General features: G+C 70.2%; 21 protein-coding genes and 1 pseudogene. 12 read left to right on the top strand and 10 right to left on the bottom strand.

The features are described 5' to 3' along the window. Positions 1-35: 35 nt before the first annotated feature. A pseudogene (locus tag FE633_RS34030) lies at positions 36-597 on the bottom strand (Uma2 family endonuclease). Positions 598-745: 148 nt separating this feature from the next. Between FE633_RS34030 and thpR the strand changes: the two are divergent. After that, positions 746-1,339, top strand: coding sequence for an RNA 2',3'-cyclic phosphodiesterase (gene thpR / locus FE633_RS34035; RefSeq protein ID WP_138049028.1), 594 nt, complete (start codon positions 746-748; stop codon positions 1,337-1,339). Positions 1,340-1,478: 139 nt separating this feature from the next. Here the strand turns inward: thpR and FE633_RS34040 are convergent, their stop codons facing one another. Next, on the bottom strand, positions 1,479-2,468 hold the full coding sequence (locus FE633_RS34040) for an aldo/keto reductase (protein ID WP_138049029.1): 990 nt from the start codon (positions 2,466-2,468) through the stop codon (positions 1,479-1,481). Positions 2,469-2,497: 29 nt separating this feature from the next. Further along, entirely contained in the window at positions 2,498-2,692 is a 195-nt protein-coding gene (locus tag FE633_RS34045) for a DUF397 domain-containing protein (protein ID WP_138049030.1), read from the bottom strand. Positions 2,693-2,749: 57 nt separating this feature from the next. On the opposite strand from FE633_RS34045, the gene FE633_RS34050 reads away from it, so the two are divergent. Both FE633_RS34050 and FE633_RS34055 read left to right on the top strand, forming a co-directional pair. Beyond that, a complete protein-coding gene (locus FE633_RS34050) occupies positions 2,750-3,019 on the top strand; it encodes a hypothetical protein (RefSeq protein WP_138049031.1) in 270 nt (89 codons plus the stop codon). Between the two features lie 20 nt (positions 3,020-3,039). After that, a complete protein-coding gene (locus FE633_RS34055; RefSeq protein WP_138049032.1) occupies positions 3,040-3,513 on the top strand; it encodes a hypothetical protein in 474 nt (157 codons plus the stop codon). A 479-nt stretch (positions 3,514-3,992) separates the two neighbouring features. Here the strand turns inward: FE633_RS34055 and FE633_RS34060 are convergent, their stop codons facing one another. Both FE633_RS34060 and FE633_RS34065 read right to left on the bottom strand, forming a co-directional pair. Next, positions 3,993-4,793 carry a hypothetical protein gene (locus FE633_RS34060; protein WP_138049033.1) on the bottom strand — a complete coding sequence of 267 codons (801 nt, stop codon included), beginning with the start codon at positions 4,791-4,793 and terminating at the stop codon, positions 3,993-3,995. Next, positions 4,786-5,367: an RNA polymerase sigma factor gene (locus FE633_RS34065; RefSeq protein WP_246113963.1), complete on the bottom strand. Its 582-nt coding sequence runs from the start codon at positions 5,365-5,367 to the stop codon at positions 4,786-4,788. The genes FE633_RS34060 and FE633_RS34065 overlap by 8 nt, the downstream gene beginning before the upstream one ends. Before the next feature lie 154 nt (positions 5,368-5,521). Here FE633_RS34065 and FE633_RS34070 point away from each other — a divergent pair, with 154 nt between their 5' ends. Both FE633_RS34070 and FE633_RS34075 read left to right on the top strand, forming a co-directional pair. Continuing rightward, positions 5,522-6,001, top strand: a complete 480-nt coding sequence (locus FE633_RS34070) for a cupredoxin domain-containing protein (protein WP_138049034.1) — start codon at positions 5,522-5,524, stop codon at positions 5,999-6,001. Beyond that, the gene (locus FE633_RS34075; protein WP_138049035.1) at positions 5,991-6,392 is read left to right on the top strand and encodes a hypothetical protein; all 402 of its coding nucleotides are present in this window, start codon (positions 5,991-5,993) and stop codon (positions 6,390-6,392) included. Before FE633_RS34070 ends, FE633_RS34075 begins: the two co-directional genes overlap by 11 nt. A 92-nt stretch (positions 6,393-6,484) precedes the next feature. Here the strand turns inward: FE633_RS34075 and FE633_RS34080 are convergent, their stop codons facing one another. Next, positions 6,485-7,159, bottom strand: a complete 675-nt coding sequence (locus FE633_RS34080; RefSeq protein WP_138049036.1) for an SGNH/GDSL hydrolase family protein — start codon at positions 7,157-7,159, stop codon at positions 6,485-6,487. Between the two features lie 99 nt (positions 7,160-7,258). Here FE633_RS34080 and FE633_RS34085 point away from each other — a divergent pair, with 99 nt between their 5' ends. Continuing rightward, positions 7,259-8,266, top strand: a complete 1,008-nt coding sequence (locus tag FE633_RS34085; protein ID WP_138049037.1) for a WD40 repeat domain-containing protein — start codon at positions 7,259-7,261, stop codon at positions 8,264-8,266. A 185-nt stretch (positions 8,267-8,451) separates the two neighbouring features. On the opposite strand, the gene FE633_RS34090 is transcribed toward FE633_RS34085, so the two are convergent. Continuing rightward, positions 8,452-8,856 carry a PPOX class F420-dependent oxidoreductase gene (locus tag FE633_RS34090; RefSeq protein ID WP_138049038.1) on the bottom strand — a complete coding sequence of 135 codons (405 nt, stop codon included), beginning with the start codon at positions 8,854-8,856 and terminating at the stop codon, positions 8,452-8,454. Between the two features lie 37 nt (positions 8,857-8,893). Beyond that, entirely contained in the window at positions 8,894-9,655 is a 762-nt protein-coding gene (locus FE633_RS34095) for a TetR/AcrR family transcriptional regulator (protein ID WP_138049039.1), read from the bottom strand. A 91-nt stretch (positions 9,656-9,746) separates the two neighbouring features. Here FE633_RS34095 and FE633_RS34100 point away from each other — a divergent pair, with 91 nt between their 5' ends. Beyond that, complete coding sequence (locus FE633_RS34100) at positions 9,747-10,706, top strand: ATP-binding cassette domain-containing protein (RefSeq protein WP_138049040.1); 960 nt, start codon at positions 9,747-9,749, stop codon at positions 10,704-10,706. Continuing rightward, complete coding sequence (locus FE633_RS34105; protein WP_425473264.1) at positions 10,703-11,554, top strand: ABC transporter permease; 852 nt, start codon at positions 10,703-10,705, stop codon at positions 11,552-11,554. Before FE633_RS34100 ends, FE633_RS34105 begins: the two co-directional genes overlap by 4 nt. 105 nt (positions 11,555-11,659) lie before the next feature. Here the strand turns inward: FE633_RS34105 and serC are convergent, their stop codons facing one another. Both serC and FE633_RS34115 read right to left on the bottom strand, forming a co-directional pair. Continuing rightward, positions 11,660-12,778 (bottom strand): phosphoserine transaminase, encoded by a 1,119-nt coding sequence (gene serC / locus FE633_RS34110; protein WP_138049041.1) that lies wholly within the window; start codon positions 12,776-12,778, stop codon positions 11,660-11,662. Between the two features lie 109 nt (positions 12,779-12,887). Then, positions 12,888-13,334, bottom strand: a complete 447-nt coding sequence (locus FE633_RS34115) for a roadblock/LC7 domain-containing protein (protein WP_138049042.1) — start codon at positions 13,332-13,334, stop codon at positions 12,888-12,890. A 208-nt stretch (positions 13,335-13,542) separates the two neighbouring features. Between FE633_RS34115 and FE633_RS34120 the strand changes: the two genes are divergently transcribed. The 4 genes from FE633_RS34120 (at position 13,543) to FE633_RS34135 (ending at position 19,425) form a co-directional block, all read left to right on the top strand. Further along, positions 13,543-16,407, top strand: a complete 2,865-nt coding sequence (locus tag FE633_RS34120; protein ID WP_138049043.1) for an FAD-binding and (Fe-S)-binding domain-containing protein — start codon at positions 13,543-13,545, stop codon at positions 16,405-16,407. 213 nt (positions 16,408-16,620) lie between these two features. After that, positions 16,621-17,745, top strand: coding sequence for a lipid II:glycine glycyltransferase FemX (locus FE633_RS34125; RefSeq protein WP_138049044.1), 1,125 nt, complete (start codon positions 16,621-16,623; stop codon positions 17,743-17,745). 268 nt (positions 17,746-18,013) lie between these two features. Beyond that, positions 18,014-18,922: an EamA family transporter gene (locus FE633_RS34130; protein WP_138049067.1), complete on the top strand. Its 909-nt coding sequence runs from the start codon at positions 18,014-18,016 to the stop codon at positions 18,920-18,922. Between the two features lie 140 nt (positions 18,923-19,062). After that, the gene (locus FE633_RS34135) at positions 19,063-19,425 is read left to right on the top strand and encodes a hypothetical protein (RefSeq protein WP_138049045.1); all 363 of its coding nucleotides are present in this window, start codon (positions 19,063-19,065) and stop codon (positions 19,423-19,425) included. Positions 19,426-19,476 lie beyond the last annotated feature (51 nt).

A 19,476-nucleotide genomic window follows, 5' to 3' on the forward strand; every position in this document is an offset into this window, starting at 1 on the left:
GCCGGGGGCAGCGGCGACCGGGCCGGAGCGCGGACTCAGTCGCGGGGGAACTCGTCGGTCTTGAGGACGAGGCCGACCACGGTCCCCGTCAGGTCGATCTCGTCACCGAAGTCGAGGCTGAGCGTTCCCCGGTACTCGCCGTCCTTCGGCAGCGTGTGCAGGTGCCACTGGCCGGTGTACGGATCCACGATCAGGTACACCGGCACCTCGGCGGCGGCGTACGCGGCCTTCTTCGGCTCGTAGTCGTTGCGGGCGGTGTCCTTGGAGATCACCTCGGCGACGAACTCGACGTCCTGATACCGCAAGCCGTCCTTGTCGTCCGGCTCGAAACCCTCCACGAGGGCCGCCACGTCGGACGCGAACCCGTTGAGATGCCCGGGGAAGTCGATGCGGACATCGGACATCAGGCGCTGCCTCGTATACCGGTCGTGCAGCTGGTCGAGGATGCCAAGGGTGATCTGCCAGTGCGTGCGGCGCTGCGGCCACAGGAAGACGTTCCCCCCCGACGATCTCAGCCTTGATTCCCTCGGGGACGGGCATCTTCTCCAGCCACTCGAACATCGCGTCGAGTGTGAGTCCGTCGCTGCTCTCGGCCATCCCGATCCTGTCTCTCCATAAGGGAGACGGTCATCGTGGCGCTCCTCCCCGGCTGCCGCTCGGACGAGCGCAGCCGCGCGGTACAACGATACGCACGGTGACCAGGACACGCTCGGGCGTGAAGGCGCACGGCAGGGAGACTGGCCCCATGAGACTCTTCGCCGCCGTGCTGCCACCGGAGGATGCGACCGCCGAACTCGAATCGGTGGTCGACGAGTTGAGGAAGCTGCCGGGAGCCGGCGGGCTCCGCTGGACGGGGCGACCCGGGTGGCACTTCACGCTCGCGTTCTACGGAGAGGTCGCCGACGAGCTCGTACCGGATCTGTCGGCCCGGCTGGAGCGGGCGGCCCGACGGACCGATCCGTTCGAGCTGGCGTTGCGGGGCGGGGGCCGGTTCGGGGGCCGGGCGCTGTGGGTGGGCGCGACGGGTGAGCTCCGTACGATGCGGCTGCTCGCGGAGCGCGCCGAGGCGGCGGGGCGGAAGGCGGGCGTACCGGGTGACCGCGGGGATCGCGGGCACCACGGTTTCCACCCGCACCTCACGCTGGCCCGCGCCCGCGAGCGGGCGGACTTCGCGCCGTACGTCTCCCTGCTGAACGCCTTCGCCGGCCGAACCTGGTCCGTCGACGCACTGCACCTCGTCCGCAGCAACCTCCCCCGATCCGGGGTCCAGGGCGAACAGCCCCGCTATGAGACGCAGGTCCGCCTACCCCTCGGCCCCGGCGCGGGAGCCCAGGAGTAGGCGGTTACGCTCGACCACGTGGACCCGAAGACCCGTAACCGGATCATGGCCGGTGTGCTCGTGCTGATGTTCGTGGTGGTGGCACTGGCGGCGGCACTCGGCAAGTAGCCGACGGCCATCGCCGGGGCAGCCGTGCTCCCTACCAGGCGAAGGCTTCCGGAGACGGCCCCGGCCCCGGGAAGATCTCGTCCAGGGACGCCAGGAGCTCCTCGGACAACTCCAGCTCGGTCGCCCGTACGGCGGAGTCGAGCTGCTCGGCGGTGCGCGGCCCGACGATCGGTCCCGTGACCCCCGGCCGGGTCAGCAGCCAGGCCAGGGCGGTCTCGCCGGGCTCGATCCCGTGCTTGTCGAGCAGGTCCTCGTACGCCTGGACCTGGGCGCGCACGGCCGTGTTGGTGAGCGCGTCGGCGGACCGGCCGCTCGCCCGGCGCCCGCCCTGGACCTCCTTCTTGATGACGCCGCCCAGCAGTCCGCCGTGCAGCGGGGACCACGGGATGACCCCCAGCCCGTACTCCTGCGCGGCCGGAATGACCTCCATCTCGGCGCGGCGCTCGGCGAGGTTGTAGAGGCACTGCTCGCTGACGAGACCGATGGTGCCGCCCCGGCGGGCGGCGATCTCGTTGGCCTGGGCGATCTTGTACCCGGGGAAGTTGCTGGACCCGGCGTAGAGGATCTTCCCCTGCTGCACCAGCACATCGATGGCCTGCCAGATCTCCTCGAAAGGAGTGGCGCGGTCGATGTGGTGGAACTGGTAGATGTCGATGTAGTCGGTCTGCAGCCGCTTCAGGCTGGCGTCGACCGCCCGCCGGATGTTGACCGCGGAGAGCTTGTCGTGGTTCGGCCAGGCGTCGCCCTCGGCCATGTTCCCGTACACCTTGGTGGCCAGCACGGTCTTGTCCCGCCGCGCGCCGCCCTGGGCGAACCAGCTTCCGATGATCGACTCCGTACGGCCCTTGTTCTCGCCCCAGCCGTACACGTTGGCGGTGTCGAAGTAGTTGATCCCCGCGTCCAGCGCCGCGTCCATGATCGCGTGGCTGTCCGCTTCGTCGGTCTGCGGACCGAAGTTCATGGTCCCGAGCACGATCCGGCTGACCTTGAGTCCTGTGCGTCCGAGCTGCGTGTACTTCATGACTCATAGCCAACGGGGTGGAGTGCGCTCTAGGCAACACCCCACCTGGTCCGGGCGGCCTGAAGGAAGGCGGACCAGGTGGTGGGGGTGACCATGAGGGCTGCGGCGGCGGGGTTCTTCGAGTCGCGGATGTGGATGGTGGTGGGGGCTATGGCTACCTCTACGCATTCGCCACCCTGGCCGCCGCTGTAGCTGCTCTTGATCCAGTTCAGGTCAGTACTCATGCCTCGGTCGCCTATCAGGACTGGGGAACCAAGGGTGCGCACATCCACATCAAGAACATGGAGGTACGCATCTTTCCCAACAACAGGGGCGGGATCAGTGCCGAGGGGATCAGGCTCAAGCACGGTACCGCCAGCGAGCGCGAAGTACAGAAGGTGCTGGACGAGATCCACTCGAACCCGGCACTCAGAAACGACATCATCGAGAAGGCCACGTCCGCACGAGACGCCATGAACAAGGGTGCCTTCGGAATGAGCAAGAACCGGGCCGCGGAAATCCACTTCCTCATCAAGAACCTCGAGAAGCTGAACAAGCCGAAGGCCGATTGATGTCAGACATCGACTTCTACGTGAACGCGACCATGCGCAACGAGGTGCTTGGTGTACCCGTCGGTGCCCCACCGGAAAGGTGGGAGGAGGGGCTCGGCGGCGATTTCCTGGACGACGTGCAGAAGTCGCGTATGCGACGCGACTACGGGCTCGTCGAAGTCGCCTTCACCAAACGCGACGGTCACTGGGAGTCCGTGTCGGCGTCACTGCAGATCCACCGCTTGGCGCGCGGACTCGAAGGGATGGTGCCGGCACCGCTTGAGCGGGCCTATGGGAAGTTCCAGGAGCGCGTGGGATTCGACCCGTTCCGGACGGTGCTACAGGCTCGGGGTGGTGCTCTTGAGGAAGTTGCTGACGCCTCCATGGCAGGGTTCGGTCACTTCCGAGAGACCACGGCCCATTCCTCCGTGTACGTCGTCAACGATCCTCCTCACGGCGACCTGAGGTCTGGCGCCCTCTGGTCGATCGTGCTGTCGCGTTGCAGCAACCCTTAGTCACATCACAGTCCGACAGCTGCTCAGAAACTCCGCTGGTCGCAGCCTCCAGCAAGTGCACCTGCGCCTACGAGCAGTACGTCTACGACGAGGCGGGCAACCAGACCGAGGCCACCTGGCCGAAGGGGCATTCAGTCATGAAACCACCAGCAGCCGCTCATATGAGGGCGCCCGAATCACCCGTGTGGGAAATGTGCGCCACGAAGATGACGGGCTGGGCCAAAACCACCTTGCCCTCGAACTCGCCCGCGACCTCAAAGTAGCCGTGGCGAGGCTGACCGGCCCTTCGTCCTACGTAAAAACGGGAGGTCGAGCGGCTGGCCATCGCGGCCGAGGGGGCCCCAGCACCGTCGGAACCTCGGGCAGGTCGCTGTTGCCGCCGAGGTTGGCGATCACCTGGCGGATGCGCTCGGACCGTGGAAGCACGACGCTGCCCAAGAAACGGGCGGCCCCACGTCACATCGAGGACACCGGTGCGGTCACTGGTTCTGCCGTGCGTCGAAGTGGGCCGTGGCCAGGACGGAGCCGTCCGCGGCCAGCAGCCGGGCACCGGACACCGTGTCCGGGTCGACCCGCGTGGGGGCTCCCCAGTAGCCCCGGCCGGCTTCGTCGAGGGAGAAGTCCCCGATGTGGACCGACGTGCCGTCCGTACGCTCCAGTCGGCAGCTGACCTTTCCGGCCTCCGGGTATCCGTCGCGCGACCCTGCAGCCTCGGACTCGTCTCCGGCCTGCACGTCGGATCCGGACCCGTCTCCGGCCTGGGAGTCGGATCCGGACCCGTCCCGGCTGAGGTGGACCGACATGTAGACCCAGCCCGGAGATCCGGTATAGGCGAAGATCCGTCCCACCGGGCGGTGGTCGGGGGCCAGCAGAGACGCTGCGAGCAGGCCGTGCTCCGAGCCGGGAAGCTCCGAACTCCGCGAGGAGGGAGCCGACGCTCCCTCGATGGCCGTACCGACGGCCCAGCCACCGAAGCCGAACCCGAGGGCGATCGCGGCGGCGGCCGCGACCGCCACGCCGGCCCGTGGTCGCCGCCGTCGCGCCGGCCGGTTCAGGCCCAGCCCGTCCGTCACCCGTGTCTCGAAGCCGGCGGGCGGCTCGCTGCCCGGCAGGAGAGAGAGCAGTCCGTCGCCGACGAGCGTCAGCTGCTCGACGTGCTCCCGGCAGGTGGGGCAGCGGTCCAGGTGGGCGATGGCCTCGGCGCGCTCCTGACCGGGGAGGATACCCAGCGCCAGCTCGTCGGCGACGGCCCTCAGCCACTCGCAGTCCCTGTCAGTCATGATCGGCTCGCTCGGGTCCCAGAACCGTCCGCAGTTTCCCCATCGCTGTCCTGATCCGTGTCTTCGCCGTGCCCAGGGGGATCCCTTCGAACTCGGAGATCTGCTGTGCGGTCATCCCGTAGATCCCGGCCATGACCACGGCACGCGCCTGCTGGCGCGGCAGGCCCGCCACCGCGGCCCGTATCCGGGACGCCGCCTCGTCGGCCAGTGCCCACTGTTCGGGCGTGCGGGTCACGATGCCGAGCAGAGCGTCGAGGTCCTCGGGGGAGACCGGGGTCGCCTTGCGCGCGCGGACGGCGTCGATGGCCAGGTTGTGCGTGATGGTCCCCAGCCAGGTCTTCACCGATCCGCGCCGGGAGTCGTAGACCTGCGCATGACGCCAGGCCCTTTCGAAGGTCTGCTGGGCGATGTCCTCGGCGAGCTGGGGGTCGTCGACGACAGCGATGGCGATACCGAAGACCATGCGCTGGAACCGGCGGACGAACGCGAGGGCGATCTCCGGGTCGCCGGTCGCCATTCCCGCCAGCAGCGCCTCGTCCGAGAGCCGCCCGAGTGGTAGGCCCAATCTCCGCACACCAGTGGATACGGCGAACCTCGCCGAACGGATTCCCCCGGTTCCACGCGGGATCACGGTCCCATTCTCCCGCTTGCTCCCGCTTGCCGGAAATCCCCTGGCGCGGTCCGTCCGTACCTCTGGTCAGGAACGATTTCTCACGGAGGGCCGAGACATGGCGACGACGCTCATGACGTTCGTGCGCAGGAACGTCGGGCCCGGGCTGGCCGCCGGAGCACTGGCGGGCATCCTCGTGGCGTGCGGAGGCGGAAACGGCGACGGTGGTGATTCGTCATCGTCAGCCCCGGAACAGACTGGCGAGCCGGGAACCACCCAGGTGGACGTGAAGCTGGTCGACTTCAAGATGGAGCTGTCCGAGAGGACGTTGAAGGCGGGTGACTACACCTTCGTCGTCAAGAACGACGGCCATCACGACCACGCCATGGAGATCGAGGGCTCCGGAACGGAACAGGAGACGCGGACGCTGGCACCCGGAGAGTCGGCGAACCTCACCGTCTCGCTGAAGGACGGCAAGTACGAGGTGTACTGCCCTGTCGACGACCACAAGGGCATGGGCATGAAGACCGAGCTCACCGTGGGCGGCACCGCCTCGATGGACGGCGGCACCGACACGACCGACGGCAATGGCTACTGAGCGCACGGTCGCGCTCACGCTCATCGTCCTCCGGCTGGCCGCGGCGGGAACGGCCGCGGCCATGGGCGCGATCCACCTCCACCTCTGGTACGACGGCTACCGATATCTGGACACGATCGGCACGCTGTTCCTGCTCAACGCGATCGGGGCCGGGCTGCTCGCGTTGTCGCTGCTGATCACACCCACCCGCCTCCTGCCCGTCCTCGCGACGCTGGGAACGCTGTTCACGGCCGGCACACTGGTGGCCCTGATCGTCAGCCTCACCTCCGGTCTCTTCGGGTTCCAGGAGGCCATCGACGCGAACCTGGTCAAGCCGACCCTCGGCGTCGAAGCCGCAGGGTGCGTCCTGTTGGTGGCGCTGGCCCTGCTGAGCAGACGCGGACGGACATGACCGATGAGTCTCCGGCCGCCGCGCGGCCTGAACTACTTCGGCCGCGACTTCGAGCACCAGATGGCCGAGCGTGGCGCCCGGGGAAGAGGCCCTCAGTGGGCGTACGGCTCGCCCAAGTCCCAGGCCTGGTGCATCGCGTCGGCGAAGGCTGCCGCGAGCTTGTGTTCGCCGGAGGCGTTCGGGTGGGTGCCGTCGTAGGTGTCGAGGTGGACGTCGTACGACGGTGGGGGTGAGGTGAGGAGAAGCGGGGAGCGGGGCTCGTCCAGGTCCGCCGCCGCCTTCGCCAGCAGCTCGTTGAAGCGGGCGACCTCGGCGGCGAAGGGGGCGTCCGTGTGCGCCCGTACGTTCGGGATCACCGGGAGGAGGACCATCGCCACGCGAGGGTTGGCCGAGCGGGCCTCGGAGATGAAGGCGCGGGCGTTGGCCGCCGTCCCGTCCGCGTCCGTGTAGAAGCCCAGGTCGATCAGGCCCAGGGAGACCAGGAGGACGTCCGCCCGCTGCGTGCGTACCGCTTCGGCGATCTGCGGAGCGAGGTGGAACCAGCCCTCGCCCCAGCCGGCGAGGTGGCCGCGGGGAAAGTCCGGGTCGGCGTACTCGTACGAGTCGGGGGTGTCCGTCGCCTTGTCGTAGAGCGTCTCGCGCGGGCCGACGATGCGGAACGGGCCGCCGTACGTCGTGCGCAGGTGCTGCCACATCCGGTAACGCCACGTGTGTTCGCCCGCGCTTCCGATGGTCTGGGAGTCGCCGACGGGCATGAACCTGAGCATCCGCTCATCATCGTCGATCGTCGTCGCTCACCGTGGCGGTCGGCGTGTGAGGATGACCACGCGGCGTGAACGCCGGGCGGGGATGGCAGGCTTGGGGCCATGCGCCGTTCGCTGACGTTACTCGCCGGAGCTCTGCTCGCCGCCGTCGCGCTGGGCGCGCCCGCGTCCGCCCGCGCCGCTGCCGATGACGGATCGGAGGGCTCGGAGGGGTTCACGATCAAGGACTCGAGGATCACCGAGTCCAGCGGGCTGGCCGCCTCCCGTGCCCACCCGGGCATCTACTGGACCCACAACGACAGCGACGACGGTGCCTTCCTCTACGCCGTCGACAGCCGGACCGGTGACACCGTCGCGACGATCACGATGGCGGGTGTGGGCTCCCCCCGGGACGTGGAAGCCATCTCCGTCGGACCCAACGGTCACCTCTACGTCGGCGACATAGGGGACAACCTGGGCGGCACATGGCCCTACGTGTGGATCTACGAGCTGCCCGAGCCGAAGGAGCTGAAGGACCAGACCGTCCGCGCCACGCAGTACGTCGTGAAGTACGCGGACGGGGCCCGCGACGCGGAGGCGATGATGGTGCATCCGAAGACCGGCAAGGTCTACATCGTCTCCAAGAACGAGGACGGCGGCGGGCTGTACGAGCAGCCCGCGACGCTCAGCGCCAAGGGCACGAACGTCTTCAAGCGCATCGGCGACATCGACCTCTGGGTCACCGACGGCGCCTTCTCGCCGGACGGCAAGCAGCTCGCCGTACGCGGCTACTTCGGCGGGACCGCGTACGACTGGAACGGCGGGAAGCCGAAGAAGGAGGGGCGGCTGAGCGTGCCGCTCCAGGGGCAGGGGGAGTCGATGACCTACACCCCCGACGGGTCCACGCTGCTGTACGGGAGCGAGGGGGAGGAGAGCTCCGTGGAGCCCGGCAGTGTGCCGGGCGGTGGCGGGGAGGGGGACAAGTCCTCCTCGACGGGCGGTGGTTCGGCGGCCGACGGGGACGGCGACAGCGGGGACGGCGCCAACGGCAACCTCAAGGTGGGCGCCATCGCCCTCGCCGTCGGGCTCGCCGTCGTCTACGGATTCAAGCGCCTTTTCCGACGCGGCTAGTCACGGGTCTCGGATATGAGCCGGCGCAGCGGCTGATGGGCCGTGCCGGGGTACTTCAGGGTCACCCTCGCGCAGGGGCATGCCCTCGACCGGCCCTCGCGGATCCAGGTCACGTTCACGGACGACGTCCCGTCCGTCACCGGCCGCGCGGCCCTCGCGGCGGAGGGCACCCTCCGGCTGCCCGTTCACTCCCCCCGCGGGCGCACCTCGTAGTGCAGCGTCGACGTGCCCATGATCTTGTGAGCGAGCGGTACGAAGACGCGATGCATGATCGGGTACTTGCGGCGCAGCAGCTTCGCCGCGTGCCTGTCCTCCGCGCTGTCCGGTTCGAGGAGCCGGGCCCGTGCGTGGATCTCGGGCCCCGTCGGCTTGCCCAGCGGGGTGCACGGGGCGATCTCCACCTCCGGGTTGTTGCGGAGGCGCTTGGCCTTCCAGGCCTTGCCCGGCGTACGGAAGTACGCGTGGTCGCCCTCGACGGCGATGCTCACGGGCGTGCCGACGCCTGTGCCGTCCTTCTTGTGGCTGGTGAGCAGGACGGCCCACTGTTTCACGAAGGGGGTGAACTCAGGGCTGGGAGTCGGAGTGCTCATGTCTCCATACAGGCACTCGGCGCCCGGCTTGTCACCCTCAGCCGCGCCTGCGCCCCTCGACGAGTGATTCCAGCCCGTCCAGGATCCGCTGCAGACCGAACTCGAAGTGGTCGAAGCCGGTGCCGAAGGCGTCGTCGCTGAGCGAGGCGAGGACGGGGTAGCGGCCGGAGGCCATGGCCTTCTCCAGGACCGGGGTCTGGGCCTGCCAGAACTCGGCGTCCGTCAGGCCCGACTTCCGCTCCGCCTCCTCCGCGTACAGCTGCGTACGGGCGGCCCCGACGACGTACGAGTCGATCAGGATGACGGCCGAGATCAGTTCGGGATCGGCCAGGCCCATGGGCTTGATGCGCACGAGCACCTTCTCCATGCCCTCGACGGCGCCCGGGCCGAGCACCGGGCGGGTCTGGTTCACCTGGAGCAGCCAGGGATGGCGGCGGTAGAGGGCGAGTGTCTCGCGGGCCAGGGCCTCCAGCGCGTCGCGCCAGCCCTCGCCGAAGACGGACTCGTCCTCGGAGGTGCGCTGTACGCGGTCCAGCATCAGGTCGAGCAGCTCGCCCTTGCCGGGGACGTAGCGGTACAGGGACATCGTGCCGGTGCCGAGCTCCGTGGAGAGCCGGCGCATCGAGACGGCTTCCAGGCCCTCCGCGTCCGCGATCCGGACGGCCGCTTCCACGATCTGGTCGAGCGTCAGCCCCGGTTTGGGGCCGCGACTGGGCCGTTTGCCCGTGTCCCACAGCAGTTCGAGGGTGCGGACGATGTCTCCGCTGCCACTGGTTTCGGGACCCGACGTGCTCGCCATGCGCTTCAGGATAATCCCTTGGAACAGAAACTGAGTACGGTGTACTCTCAAAAGAGTACGGCGTACCCAGTTTCCAACGGGAGGGGCGAAAGTGGACGGTTACGCGGTCCGGGCCGAGGGGCTGGAGAAGAGGTACGGGGAGAAGCGTGCCCTCGACGGCTTCGACCTGGCGGTACGGGAGGGAACGGTGCACGGCCTGCTCGGGCCGAACGGCGCGGGCAAGACCACCGCCGTCCGCATCCTGGCGACGCTCATCAGGCTCGACGGCGGGCAGGCGCGGGTGGCGGGCCTGGACGTGGCACGACAGCCGCGGGAGGTACGGGCACGGATCGGCCTCACCGGCCAGTACGCCGCCGTGGACGAGGTGCTGACCGGGCGGCAGAACTTGGAGATGTTCGGCCGGCTGTTCCATCTCGGCGGCGGGCGGGCCCGGTTGCGGGCCGGTGAGCTGCTGGAACAGTTCGACCTGGTGGACGCGGCCGACAGGGGAGTCGGAAAGTACAGCGGCGGCATGCGGCGGCGCCTCGACCTCGCCGCCTCGATGATCCTCGCCCCGACCGTGCTCTTCCTCGACGAGCCGACCACCGGGCTCGACCCCCGCAGCCGGGGTGAGGTCTGGGACTCCGTACGGGAGTTGGTGGCGGGCGGCACGACCGTCCTGCTGACCACCCAGTACCTGGAGGAGGCCGACAAGCTCGCCTCGCACATCACGGTGATCGACCAGGGCCGAGCCATCGCCGACGACACCCCGGACGGTCTGAAGAACACGGTCGGCGGTGACCGCGTCGAGGTCGTCGTCGCCGAGCGCGCCGACATCCCGCGCGCCGCGAAGGTCGTCGCCCGGGTCACGGACGGCGAACCGGAGACGGACGAGACGGAGCTGAGGGTGCACGCACCGGTCACCGACCGGGTCGCGGCGCTCACCGAAGTGGCCAGGACCCTTCAGGACGAGGGCGTCCAGGTGGAGGACATCGGGCTGCGCAGGCCGAGCCTCGACGACGTGTTCCTGCGCCTGACCGGACACCGTACCGAGCAGGAGGAGGCGGCATGAGCACCGTGGATCCCAGCACCATGGATCCGAGCACCGTGGACCTGACCGTGCCGAAGAACCGCGGGCGGGCGGTGTGGGCACTCGCCGACTGCTGGAACATCGTGCGCCGCGGGCTCACCCACTACCAGCGCCAGCCCATCAACATCGTCTGGCAGCTGGGCTTTCCGATCCTGTCGGTGCTGCTGTACGGGTACGTGTTCGGCAGCGCGATGAAGGTGCCGGGCGGCGGGGACTACAAGGACTTCCTGATGCCGGGCATGTTCGTGATGACGATGGCCTTCGGCTTCATCAACACGGCGACGCTCGTGGTCTACGACTCCACCAAGGGCGTCATCGACCGGTTCCGCTCCATGCCGATGGCGTCGTCGGCGGTGGTCGCGGGGCGAGGGGTGACCGATCTGATCGCCGCCTGCGCGGAGTTGACGATCCTGATGCTCACCGCGGTCGCCATGGGCTGGCGACCGGACGGAGGGTTCGGCTTCCTGCTCGCCTTCGGACTGCTGCTGTGGCTGCGCTTCGCGCTGATCTGGCTCGGTGTGTGGCTGGGGCTCCTGGTGCCCAACCCGGAGGCGGCGGGCGGCCTCTTCGCGGTCGCCTTCCCGCTGACGATGATCTCCAGCATCTTCGTCGCCCCGCAGCTGATGCCGGACTGGCTGGGCTTCGTCGCGGCCTGGAACCCGATCTCGTCGACGGCCGCGGCCACGCGTGACCTGTTCGGCACACCGGTCGGGAGCGGCGACGGATGGGTCGAGCAGCACGCCCTGCTGATGTCCGGGCTGTGGCCGCTGATCCTCACCGCGATCTTCCTGCCGCTCGCGGTGCGGCGGTTCCAGAAGCTCGGGCGGTGACTCGGGCGGTGATACGGCGACGGGGGCGCCGGCACTGGGAAAGTGCGGGCGCCCCCGTCGCCGTACGTACGGCTTGCGGCTGCCCTGCGACCGTACGGCTTGCGACTACAGCCGCTCGATCACAAAGTCGACGCACTTCGTGAGCGCCTCGACGTCCGCCGGGTCGACCGCCGGGAACATCGCGATGCGGAGCTGGTTGCGGCCGAGCTTGCGGTAGGGCTCGGTGTCGACGATGCCGTTGGCGCGCAGCACCTTGGCGACGGCGGCCGCGTCGATCTCCTCGGAGAAGTCGATCGTGCCGATCACCTGGGAGCGCTTGGCCGGGTCGGTGACGAACGGGGTGGCGTACTTGATGTCCTCGGCCCAGCCGTAGAGCGTGCGCGAGGACGTCGCGGTGCGGCGGACCGACCAGTCCAGGCCGCCCTGGCCGTTGAGCCACTCCAGCTGGTCGTTGAGGAGGAAGAGGGTGGACAGGGCCGGGGTGTTGTACGTCTGGTTCTTGCGGGAGTTGTCGATCGCCGTCGGCAGGCTGAAGAACTCCGGGACGTGGCGGCCGGACGCGTGCACGCGCTCGGCGCGCTCGATCGCGGCCGGGGAGAAGATCCCGATCCACAGGCCGCCGTCCGAGGCGAAGGACTTCTGCGGCGCGAAGTAGTAGACGTCCGTCTCGGTGATGTCGACCGGCAGGCCACCGGCGCCGGAGGTGGCGTCCACGACCACGAGGGCGCCCTCGTCGGCACCCGCGACGCGCTTGATCGGGGCCGCGACACCCGTGGAGGTCTCGTTGTGGGTGAGGGCGTAGACGTCCACGCCCGCCTCGGCCTCGGGGTCCGGGTGCGTGCCCGGGTCGGAGGCGATGACGGAGGGCTCGGCCAGCCACGGGGCGAGCTTGGCGGCCTTCGCGAACTTGGAGGAGAACTCGCCGAACGAGAGGTGCTGCGACTTGTTCTCGATGAGCCCGTGGGTCGCGATGTCCCAGAACGCGGTGGAGCCGCCGTTGCCGAGGACGACCTCGTAGCCCTCGGGGAGGGAGAAGAGGTCGCGCACGCCCTCGCGGACCTTGCCGACGAGGTTCTTGACGGGGGCCTGGCGGTGGGAGGTGCCCATGAGGGACGTACCGGTGGCGGCCAGCGCGGCCAGTGCCTCCGTCCGCACCTTGGAGGGGCCCGCGCCGAATCGTCCGTCGGCGGGCTTGATGTCAGCGGGAATCTGGATATCAGCCACGCCGGGAGCCTAGCCGCTCCGGGAAACCTGGGCGAAACGTCGTCCGTCGGATGAGACGCGGTTTCCTTCCCCAGGCCCACCCCAAGCCCACCCCAAGCCCACCCCCGGATCAGGACGTACGCGGCTGCGGGCCCAGGTGTGCGCCGAGCCGGCTCACGAACTCGCTCATGTTGTGCCCGACGATCCCGGGGTCCGCGTCCTCGGCGGTGATCACGGCGAGGTGCATGCCGGCGCCCGCCTCCACGATGAACAGCACCCCGCCGTAGAACTCGGACATCGCGGACCGTACGCCCCCGCTGCCGTCCCCGAACTCCATGGACGCCCCGTGGGACAGCGCCTGGATGCCGGCGGCGATCGCGGCCAGCTGATCGGCCTGGTCGACGGAGAGCCCCGCCGTACGGCACAGCCTCAGGCCGTCCCGGGAGAGCACGAGCGCGTGCTGGGCGCCCGGCGTGCGTTCCATCAGATCCTCGATGAGCCGGCTGAGCTTCTCGTCGGCGACGTCGATGGCGCCGGTGCCGGTGCCGGTGCCGGTGGTGCCGCTGCTGCCGGTCATGGAGTCGTGTCGCCTTCCGGGTGGGGGTGGCGTGTGAGGGGGCGGTCACTATATGAGAGTTCGTGATCGTCGTGGGGAGGTTCTGGGGTTGCCTTCACAGGTCGCCCACGAACGGGAGGGGCGGGCCCGGCCCATCGACCGGGACGCGATCAGCGGCTGTCGGTGACAGCACGGCTCGCTGCCAGTGATCGGATGCATCCTGGGTGACATGACGGATCTCGGGGAGCTTCGGGCCGGGCTGACGAAGGCCGTGCGCGGCGAGGTCGCCTTCGACGCGACGGCGCGGGCGCTGACCACCATGGACGCGTCCAACTACCGGCGTGTGCCGCTCGGCGTCGTGTCCCCGCGGGACGCCGACGACGTGGCGGCGGCGCTGTCCGTGTGCCGCGCGCAGGGGGTGCCGGTCGTGGCGCGCGGGGGCGGCACGTCGATCGCCGGGCAGGCGACCGGTACGGGCGTGGTCCTGGACTTCACGCGGCACATGAACCGGATCGTGTCCCTGGACGCCGAAGCGCACACGGCGATCGTCCAGCCGGGAGTCGTCCTGGACCGCCTCCAGGAGGCCGCCGCGCCGCACGGCCTGCGCTTCGGCCCCGACCCCTCCACCCACGGCCGGTGCACGCTCGGCGGGATGATCGGGAACAACTCCTGCGGGTCGCATTCGGTGGCGTGGGGGACGACGGCCGACAGCGTGCGGGAACTGTCGGTGGTCACCGCCCGGGGCGAGTTCCTGCGGCCGGGGCGAGCGGGCCAGGGCGCTCCGGAGGGTCTGCGCGCCCTGGCGGAGCGGGAGTTGAGGCTGCTGCGCACGGGCTTCCCGGACCTGCCCCGCCGTATCTCGGGGTACGCGCTGGATGCCCTGCTCCCCGAGAAGGGGGCCGACGTCGCCCGGTCCTTCTGCGGTTCCGAGGGCACGCTGGGCGTGCTGACGGAGGCGGTCGTACGACTCGTCGAGGCACCCCGCGCGCGTGCGCTGGCCGTGCTGGCGTACGCGGACGAGAGCGCGGCCGCCTCGGCCGCGGCGGGGCTGCTGCCGTACGGGCCGCTGACGGTGGAGGGGATGGCGGCGGATCTCGTACGCACGGATGCCGGCCTGCCGAAGGGCGGGGCCTGGCTGTTCGTGGAGACGGGCGGGGACACGGCGGGGGAGGCACGCGCGCGTGCGGAGGCGATCGTGCGCGCCGCGGACGTGGTCGACGCATCCGTGGTCACCGACCCGGCCGGGCAGCGCGCCCTGTGGCGCGTCCGCGAGGACGCGAGCGGCACGGCGACGCGGATGCCGGACGGCAGCGAGGCCTGGCCGGGCTGGGAGGACTGTGCCGTGCCGCCCGCCCGGCTGGGCGAGTACCTGCGGGACTTCAGGGGGCTGCTGTCCGCTCACGGCCTGCGCGGCACGCCGTACGGGCATTTCGGGGACGGCTGCATCCACGTACGCATCGACTTCGACCTGCTGACGTCCGCCGGCGTGGCCCGCTTCCGCCGTTTCTCGGAGGAGCTGGCGGAACTGGTCGTGTCCCACGGGGGTTCGCTGTCCGGCGAGCACGGCGACGGGCAGGCGCGGGCCGAGCTCCTGCCGAAGATGTACGGGGAGGAGATGGTGGGCCTCTTCGAGCGCGCGAAGGCGGTGTGGGACCCGGACGACCTGCTCAACCCCGGAATGCTGGTCCGGCCGTCCCCGCTCGATGCGAACCTGCGGTTCGCGGTGCTGCCGAGCGAGCCGGTGGACGTGGCCTTCGGGTATCCGCACGACGGCGGGGACTTCTCGGCGGCGGTGCGCCGGTGCGTCGGTGTCGCCAAGTGCCGTACGGCGGCTGCCGGTCCTGGCTCGGGCTCGGGCGTCATGTGCCCGTCCTTCCGCGCTACGGGCGAGGAGGAGCACTCCACGCGCGGCCGCGCCCGCCTGCTGCACGAGATGCTGGCGGGCGAGGTGGTCACGGACGGCTGGCGCTCGACCGAGGTCCGCGACGCCCTCGACCTCTGCCTCTCCTGCAAGGGATGCCGGTCCGACTGCCCCGTCGAGGTCGACATGGCCACGTACAAGGCGGAGTTCCTGCACCACCACTACGCCGGTCGCCGGCGCCCGGCGGCGCACTACGCGATGGGCTGGCTGCCGGTGTGGCTGCGGGCACTGACCCGTATGCGGATGTCGGGGCTGGTCAACTCCCTCGCCTCGGTTCGCGTGTTGGCCTGGGCGGCGAAGCGGTTGGGCGGGGTGGCGCCCGAGCGGGAGATCCCGCGGGTGGCCCGGGAGACGTTCCGGCGCTGGTTCGGGCGCCGCGCCCGGCGCCTGCCGGAGCGGGCCCGCCGGGGCGCGCCTGCGACGGACGTGCGGCGGCCCACCACCCTCCTCTTCCCCGACACCTTCACCGACCATCTCTCGCCCGAGGTCGGCAAGGCGGCCGTCCGCGTTCTGGAGGACGCGGGACGCCAGGTCGTGCTGCCGCCGCCGGGGGTCTGCTGCGGGCTGACGTACGTCTCCACCGGCCAGCTCGACCGCGCCCGAGCGGTGATGAGGCGCACGCTCGACCTCATGGAGCCCTTCCTGGACGCTTCGGATGTTTCGGACGCTTCGGAGGGGGAGCCCGTCGTCGTCCTCGAACCGAGCTGCGCGGCCGCCCTCCGTACGGACCTCCCCGAGCTCCTCCACGACGACCCGCGCGCTCGGCGGCTGGCGGACGCTGTGGTGACGTTCGCCGAGGCCCTCGAACGCCAGGCCCCCGACTGGACCCCGCCCCGCCTCGACCGCCCGGCCGTCGGCCAGACCCACTGCCACCAGCACGCGATCCTCGGCGACGGCCCCGACCGCCGCCTGCGCGAGGCGGCGGGCCTCACCGGTGAACTCTCCGGCGGCTGCTGCGGCCTGGCGGGCAACTTCGGCTTCGAGAAGGGCCACTACGAGGTCTCGACGGCCTGTGCGGAGGACCAACTCCTCCCGTCGGTCCGGACGGCACCGGACGGGGCGGTGGTCCTGGCGGACGGCTTCTCCTGCCGCACGCAGCTGGCACAACTGGCGAACGTGCGGGGACGGCATCTGGCGGAGCTGCTCGCGGAGGGGCTGGACGGACACCGATAACGGGGGTCTGGGGCGGAGCCCTGGCGGGGTCTGGGGCGGAGCCCTGGCGGGGTCCGGGGCGGAGCCCCAGAAGGATGGGACGGGTAGGGGCGGCGGGGGCGAGACCCACAGGAGTCACCCATACGACTGCGCCACGCGGTCCGCGCGATCACGCTGACCGAATCCGGCAACCCCTCGTGCATAGGCTGATTCGCGGACCTCAAGGAGCCCCCCATGCCCCTCCGCCTCCAGGCGATCACTCGCGAAGAACATCTGGCGTTCATCCGGACCCGGCCGTCCATCAGTCATATGCAGGTCCCGTCCTGGGGCGACGTGAAGCCGGACTGGCGGGCGGAGAGCATGGGCTGGTTCGAGGAGGACGGGCGGCTGGTCGGAGCGGGACTGGTCCTCCTCCGCCCGTTGCCGAAGCTGAAGCGGTACCTGGCGTATCTGCCCGAAGGGCCGGTCATCGACTGGCACGCGTCGGATCTCGCCGTGCGGTGGCTGGAGCCGATGCTGGCCCACCTCAAGGGCCGGGGCGCGTTCTCGGTGAAGATGGGCCCGCCGGTCGTCGTACGCCGGTGGAACGCGGAGGCGGTCAAGGCGGCGATCGCCGATCCGGGGGCGCGCCGGCTGCGGGACGCGGAGGCGACCTCGCAGGAGCCGGGGGCAGCCGGCATCGCGGAACGGCTCCGGCGGATGGGCTGGCGGCAGACCGAGCCGGGCGGCGAGGACGGGTTCGCGGCCGGGCAGCCGCGGTACGTCTTCCAGGTGCCGTACGCCGGGCGGTCGTTGGAGCAGATCCACCAGGGCCTCAACCAGCAGTGGCGGCGCAACATCAAGAAGGCCGAGAAGGCCGGAGTGAAGGTGGTGCAGGGCGGTTACGACGACCTCCCGGCCTTCTACGAGCTGTACACCGAGACCGCGGAACGAGACCGCTTCATCCCGCGCCCCCTCCCGTACTTCCAGCGCATGTGGACGGCCCTGACCGCCGAGGACCCGAACCGTATGCGCCTCTACCTCGCCCACCACGAGGGCGAGGTCCTCGCGGCGGCCACGATGCTGACGGTCGGCGAACACATCTGGTACTCGTACGGCGCCTCCACGAGCCGCAAGCGCGAGGCCCAGCCCAACAACGCCATCCAGTGGCGCATGATGACCGACGCCCACGAACTCGGCGCCGCCGTCTACGACTTGCGCGGCATCACGGACACCCTGGACGAGTCCAACCATCTGCTCGGCCTGCTCCGCTTCAAGGTGGGCACGGGCGGCGAGGCGGTGGAGTACCTCGGCGAGTGGGACTTCCCGCTCAACCGCCTGCTGCACAAGGCGCTGGACCTGTACATGACGCGTCGCTGACCCGTGACCGCGGACGGTTCGGCCGCCGCCCGCACATCCGGCACATCTGGCACATCTGACGGAATGTAAGTTGCCACATGCGTTTACACTCCTGGCTTGGTCCACTACTCTGCACTTCGAAGTGCAGCATGATGGACAGATTCGATCTTCTTGGACGGCCCCCGTGAACCTCCCCCGCGCAGACCGGTCCCCGTCGGACGGCGCGGCCGCGGCCGCAGGTCCGGTCGAGGCCGCCCAGCCGGAGCCGGCCGCGGCAGCGGGCGACGGTATCCAGGGCCACGACCAGGACCAGGGCCCGGGCTCGGGCCGGGGACGGGGATGGGCCTCGCTCGGGCCCGTCGGCCTGGTGCTCGCCGGAGGGATATCCGTTCAGTTCGGCGGGGCGCTCGCGGTGAGCCTGATGTCGCGGGCCGGAGCGCTCGGCGTGGTGACGCTGCGGCTCGTGGTGGCCGCGCTCGTACTGGTCGTGATCTGCCGGCCCGGTGTGCGGGGGCATGCACGGGCCGACTGGGGGACCGTGGTCGTCTTCGGTATCACCATGGCCGCCATGAACGGCCTCTTCTACCAGGCCGCCGCCCGTATACCGCTCGGCCCCGCCGTCACCCTCGAAGTCCTCGGCCCCCTCGCGCTCTCCGTCCTGGCCTCCCGCCGAGCGATCAACCTCGTGTGGGCCGGTCTCGCCCTCGCCGGCGTCTTCCTGCTCGGCGGGGGCGGCTTCGACAGCCTCGACCCGATCGGAGTCGCGTTCGCCCTGTCCGCCGGCGCCATGTGGGTCGCGTACATCATCTTCAGCGCGCGAACGGGCCGCCGTTTTCCCCAGGCCGACGGGCTGGCGCTGGCCATGGTGGTCGCGGCGGTGCTCTTCCTGCCCCTGGGGATCGTCGAATCCGGAGCGAAGCTCCTGAACCCGACCACGATCGCCCTGGGCGCCGCCGTGGCCGTCCTCTCCTCCGTCCTCCCGTACACCCTCGAACTCCTCGCCCTCCGCCGCCTTCCCGCCTCCACCTTCGCGATCCTGATGAGCCTGGAACCGGCCGTCGCCGCGCTCGCCGGCTTCCTCGTCCTCAGCCAGACCCTGACCTTGACGGAGTCCCTCGCGATCGCCCTGGTCATCACCGCGAGCATGGGCGCGGTACGCACGCAGGTGGGGCGGGGCAAGCCCAAGAACGTCGCCTGATCCGTGAGTACGTGACGCGTGACGCGTGCCACACGCGGGCGCGTCATACGGGGGAGCAACCCGCGTCGTGTGGTGGGTGCATGTGGCCACATGCGGAGTACAGGAAGACACACAGCACCACCACTACGGGGTGATTCATCATGCGAAAGAGCTTGTCCCTTCTCGCCGTCGGCGCCGGAGCCGTGCTCACGCTCGGTCTCACCGGCCCCGTCGCGCAGGCGCAGGATGCTGGGGCGGGGCTGGATGTGCTGGCCGCCCAGGACGTGCCGTGCAGCACCGGGGTCAGCGAGAGCGACTACCTGGAGGGCTATGCCGACTGCACCAACAACACCGCCGGCCCGGTCGAGTTCCGCGTGAACATTGGCTGCGGCCTGGCACGTGACGTCTCCAGCGAGTGGGTCCGTCTGGAGCCCGGCCAGGGCGCGCAGGCGGTCGCGGGCTGCCCGCCGTGGAGCACGGGCATCGTCCCCGGCGGCGTCAGCGCCGAGCACCGCGCGGTCTGACCGGAGACCAGGAACACACAAGGCGCCCCGAGCCGTTCGTACGGCTCGGGG

The sequence above is a fragment of the Streptomyces montanus genome (genome assembly GCF_005786655.1).
In the GTDB taxonomy this organism is placed as follows: Bacteria; Actinomycetota; Actinomycetes; order Streptomycetales; family Streptomycetaceae; genus Streptomyces; species Streptomyces sporangiiformans.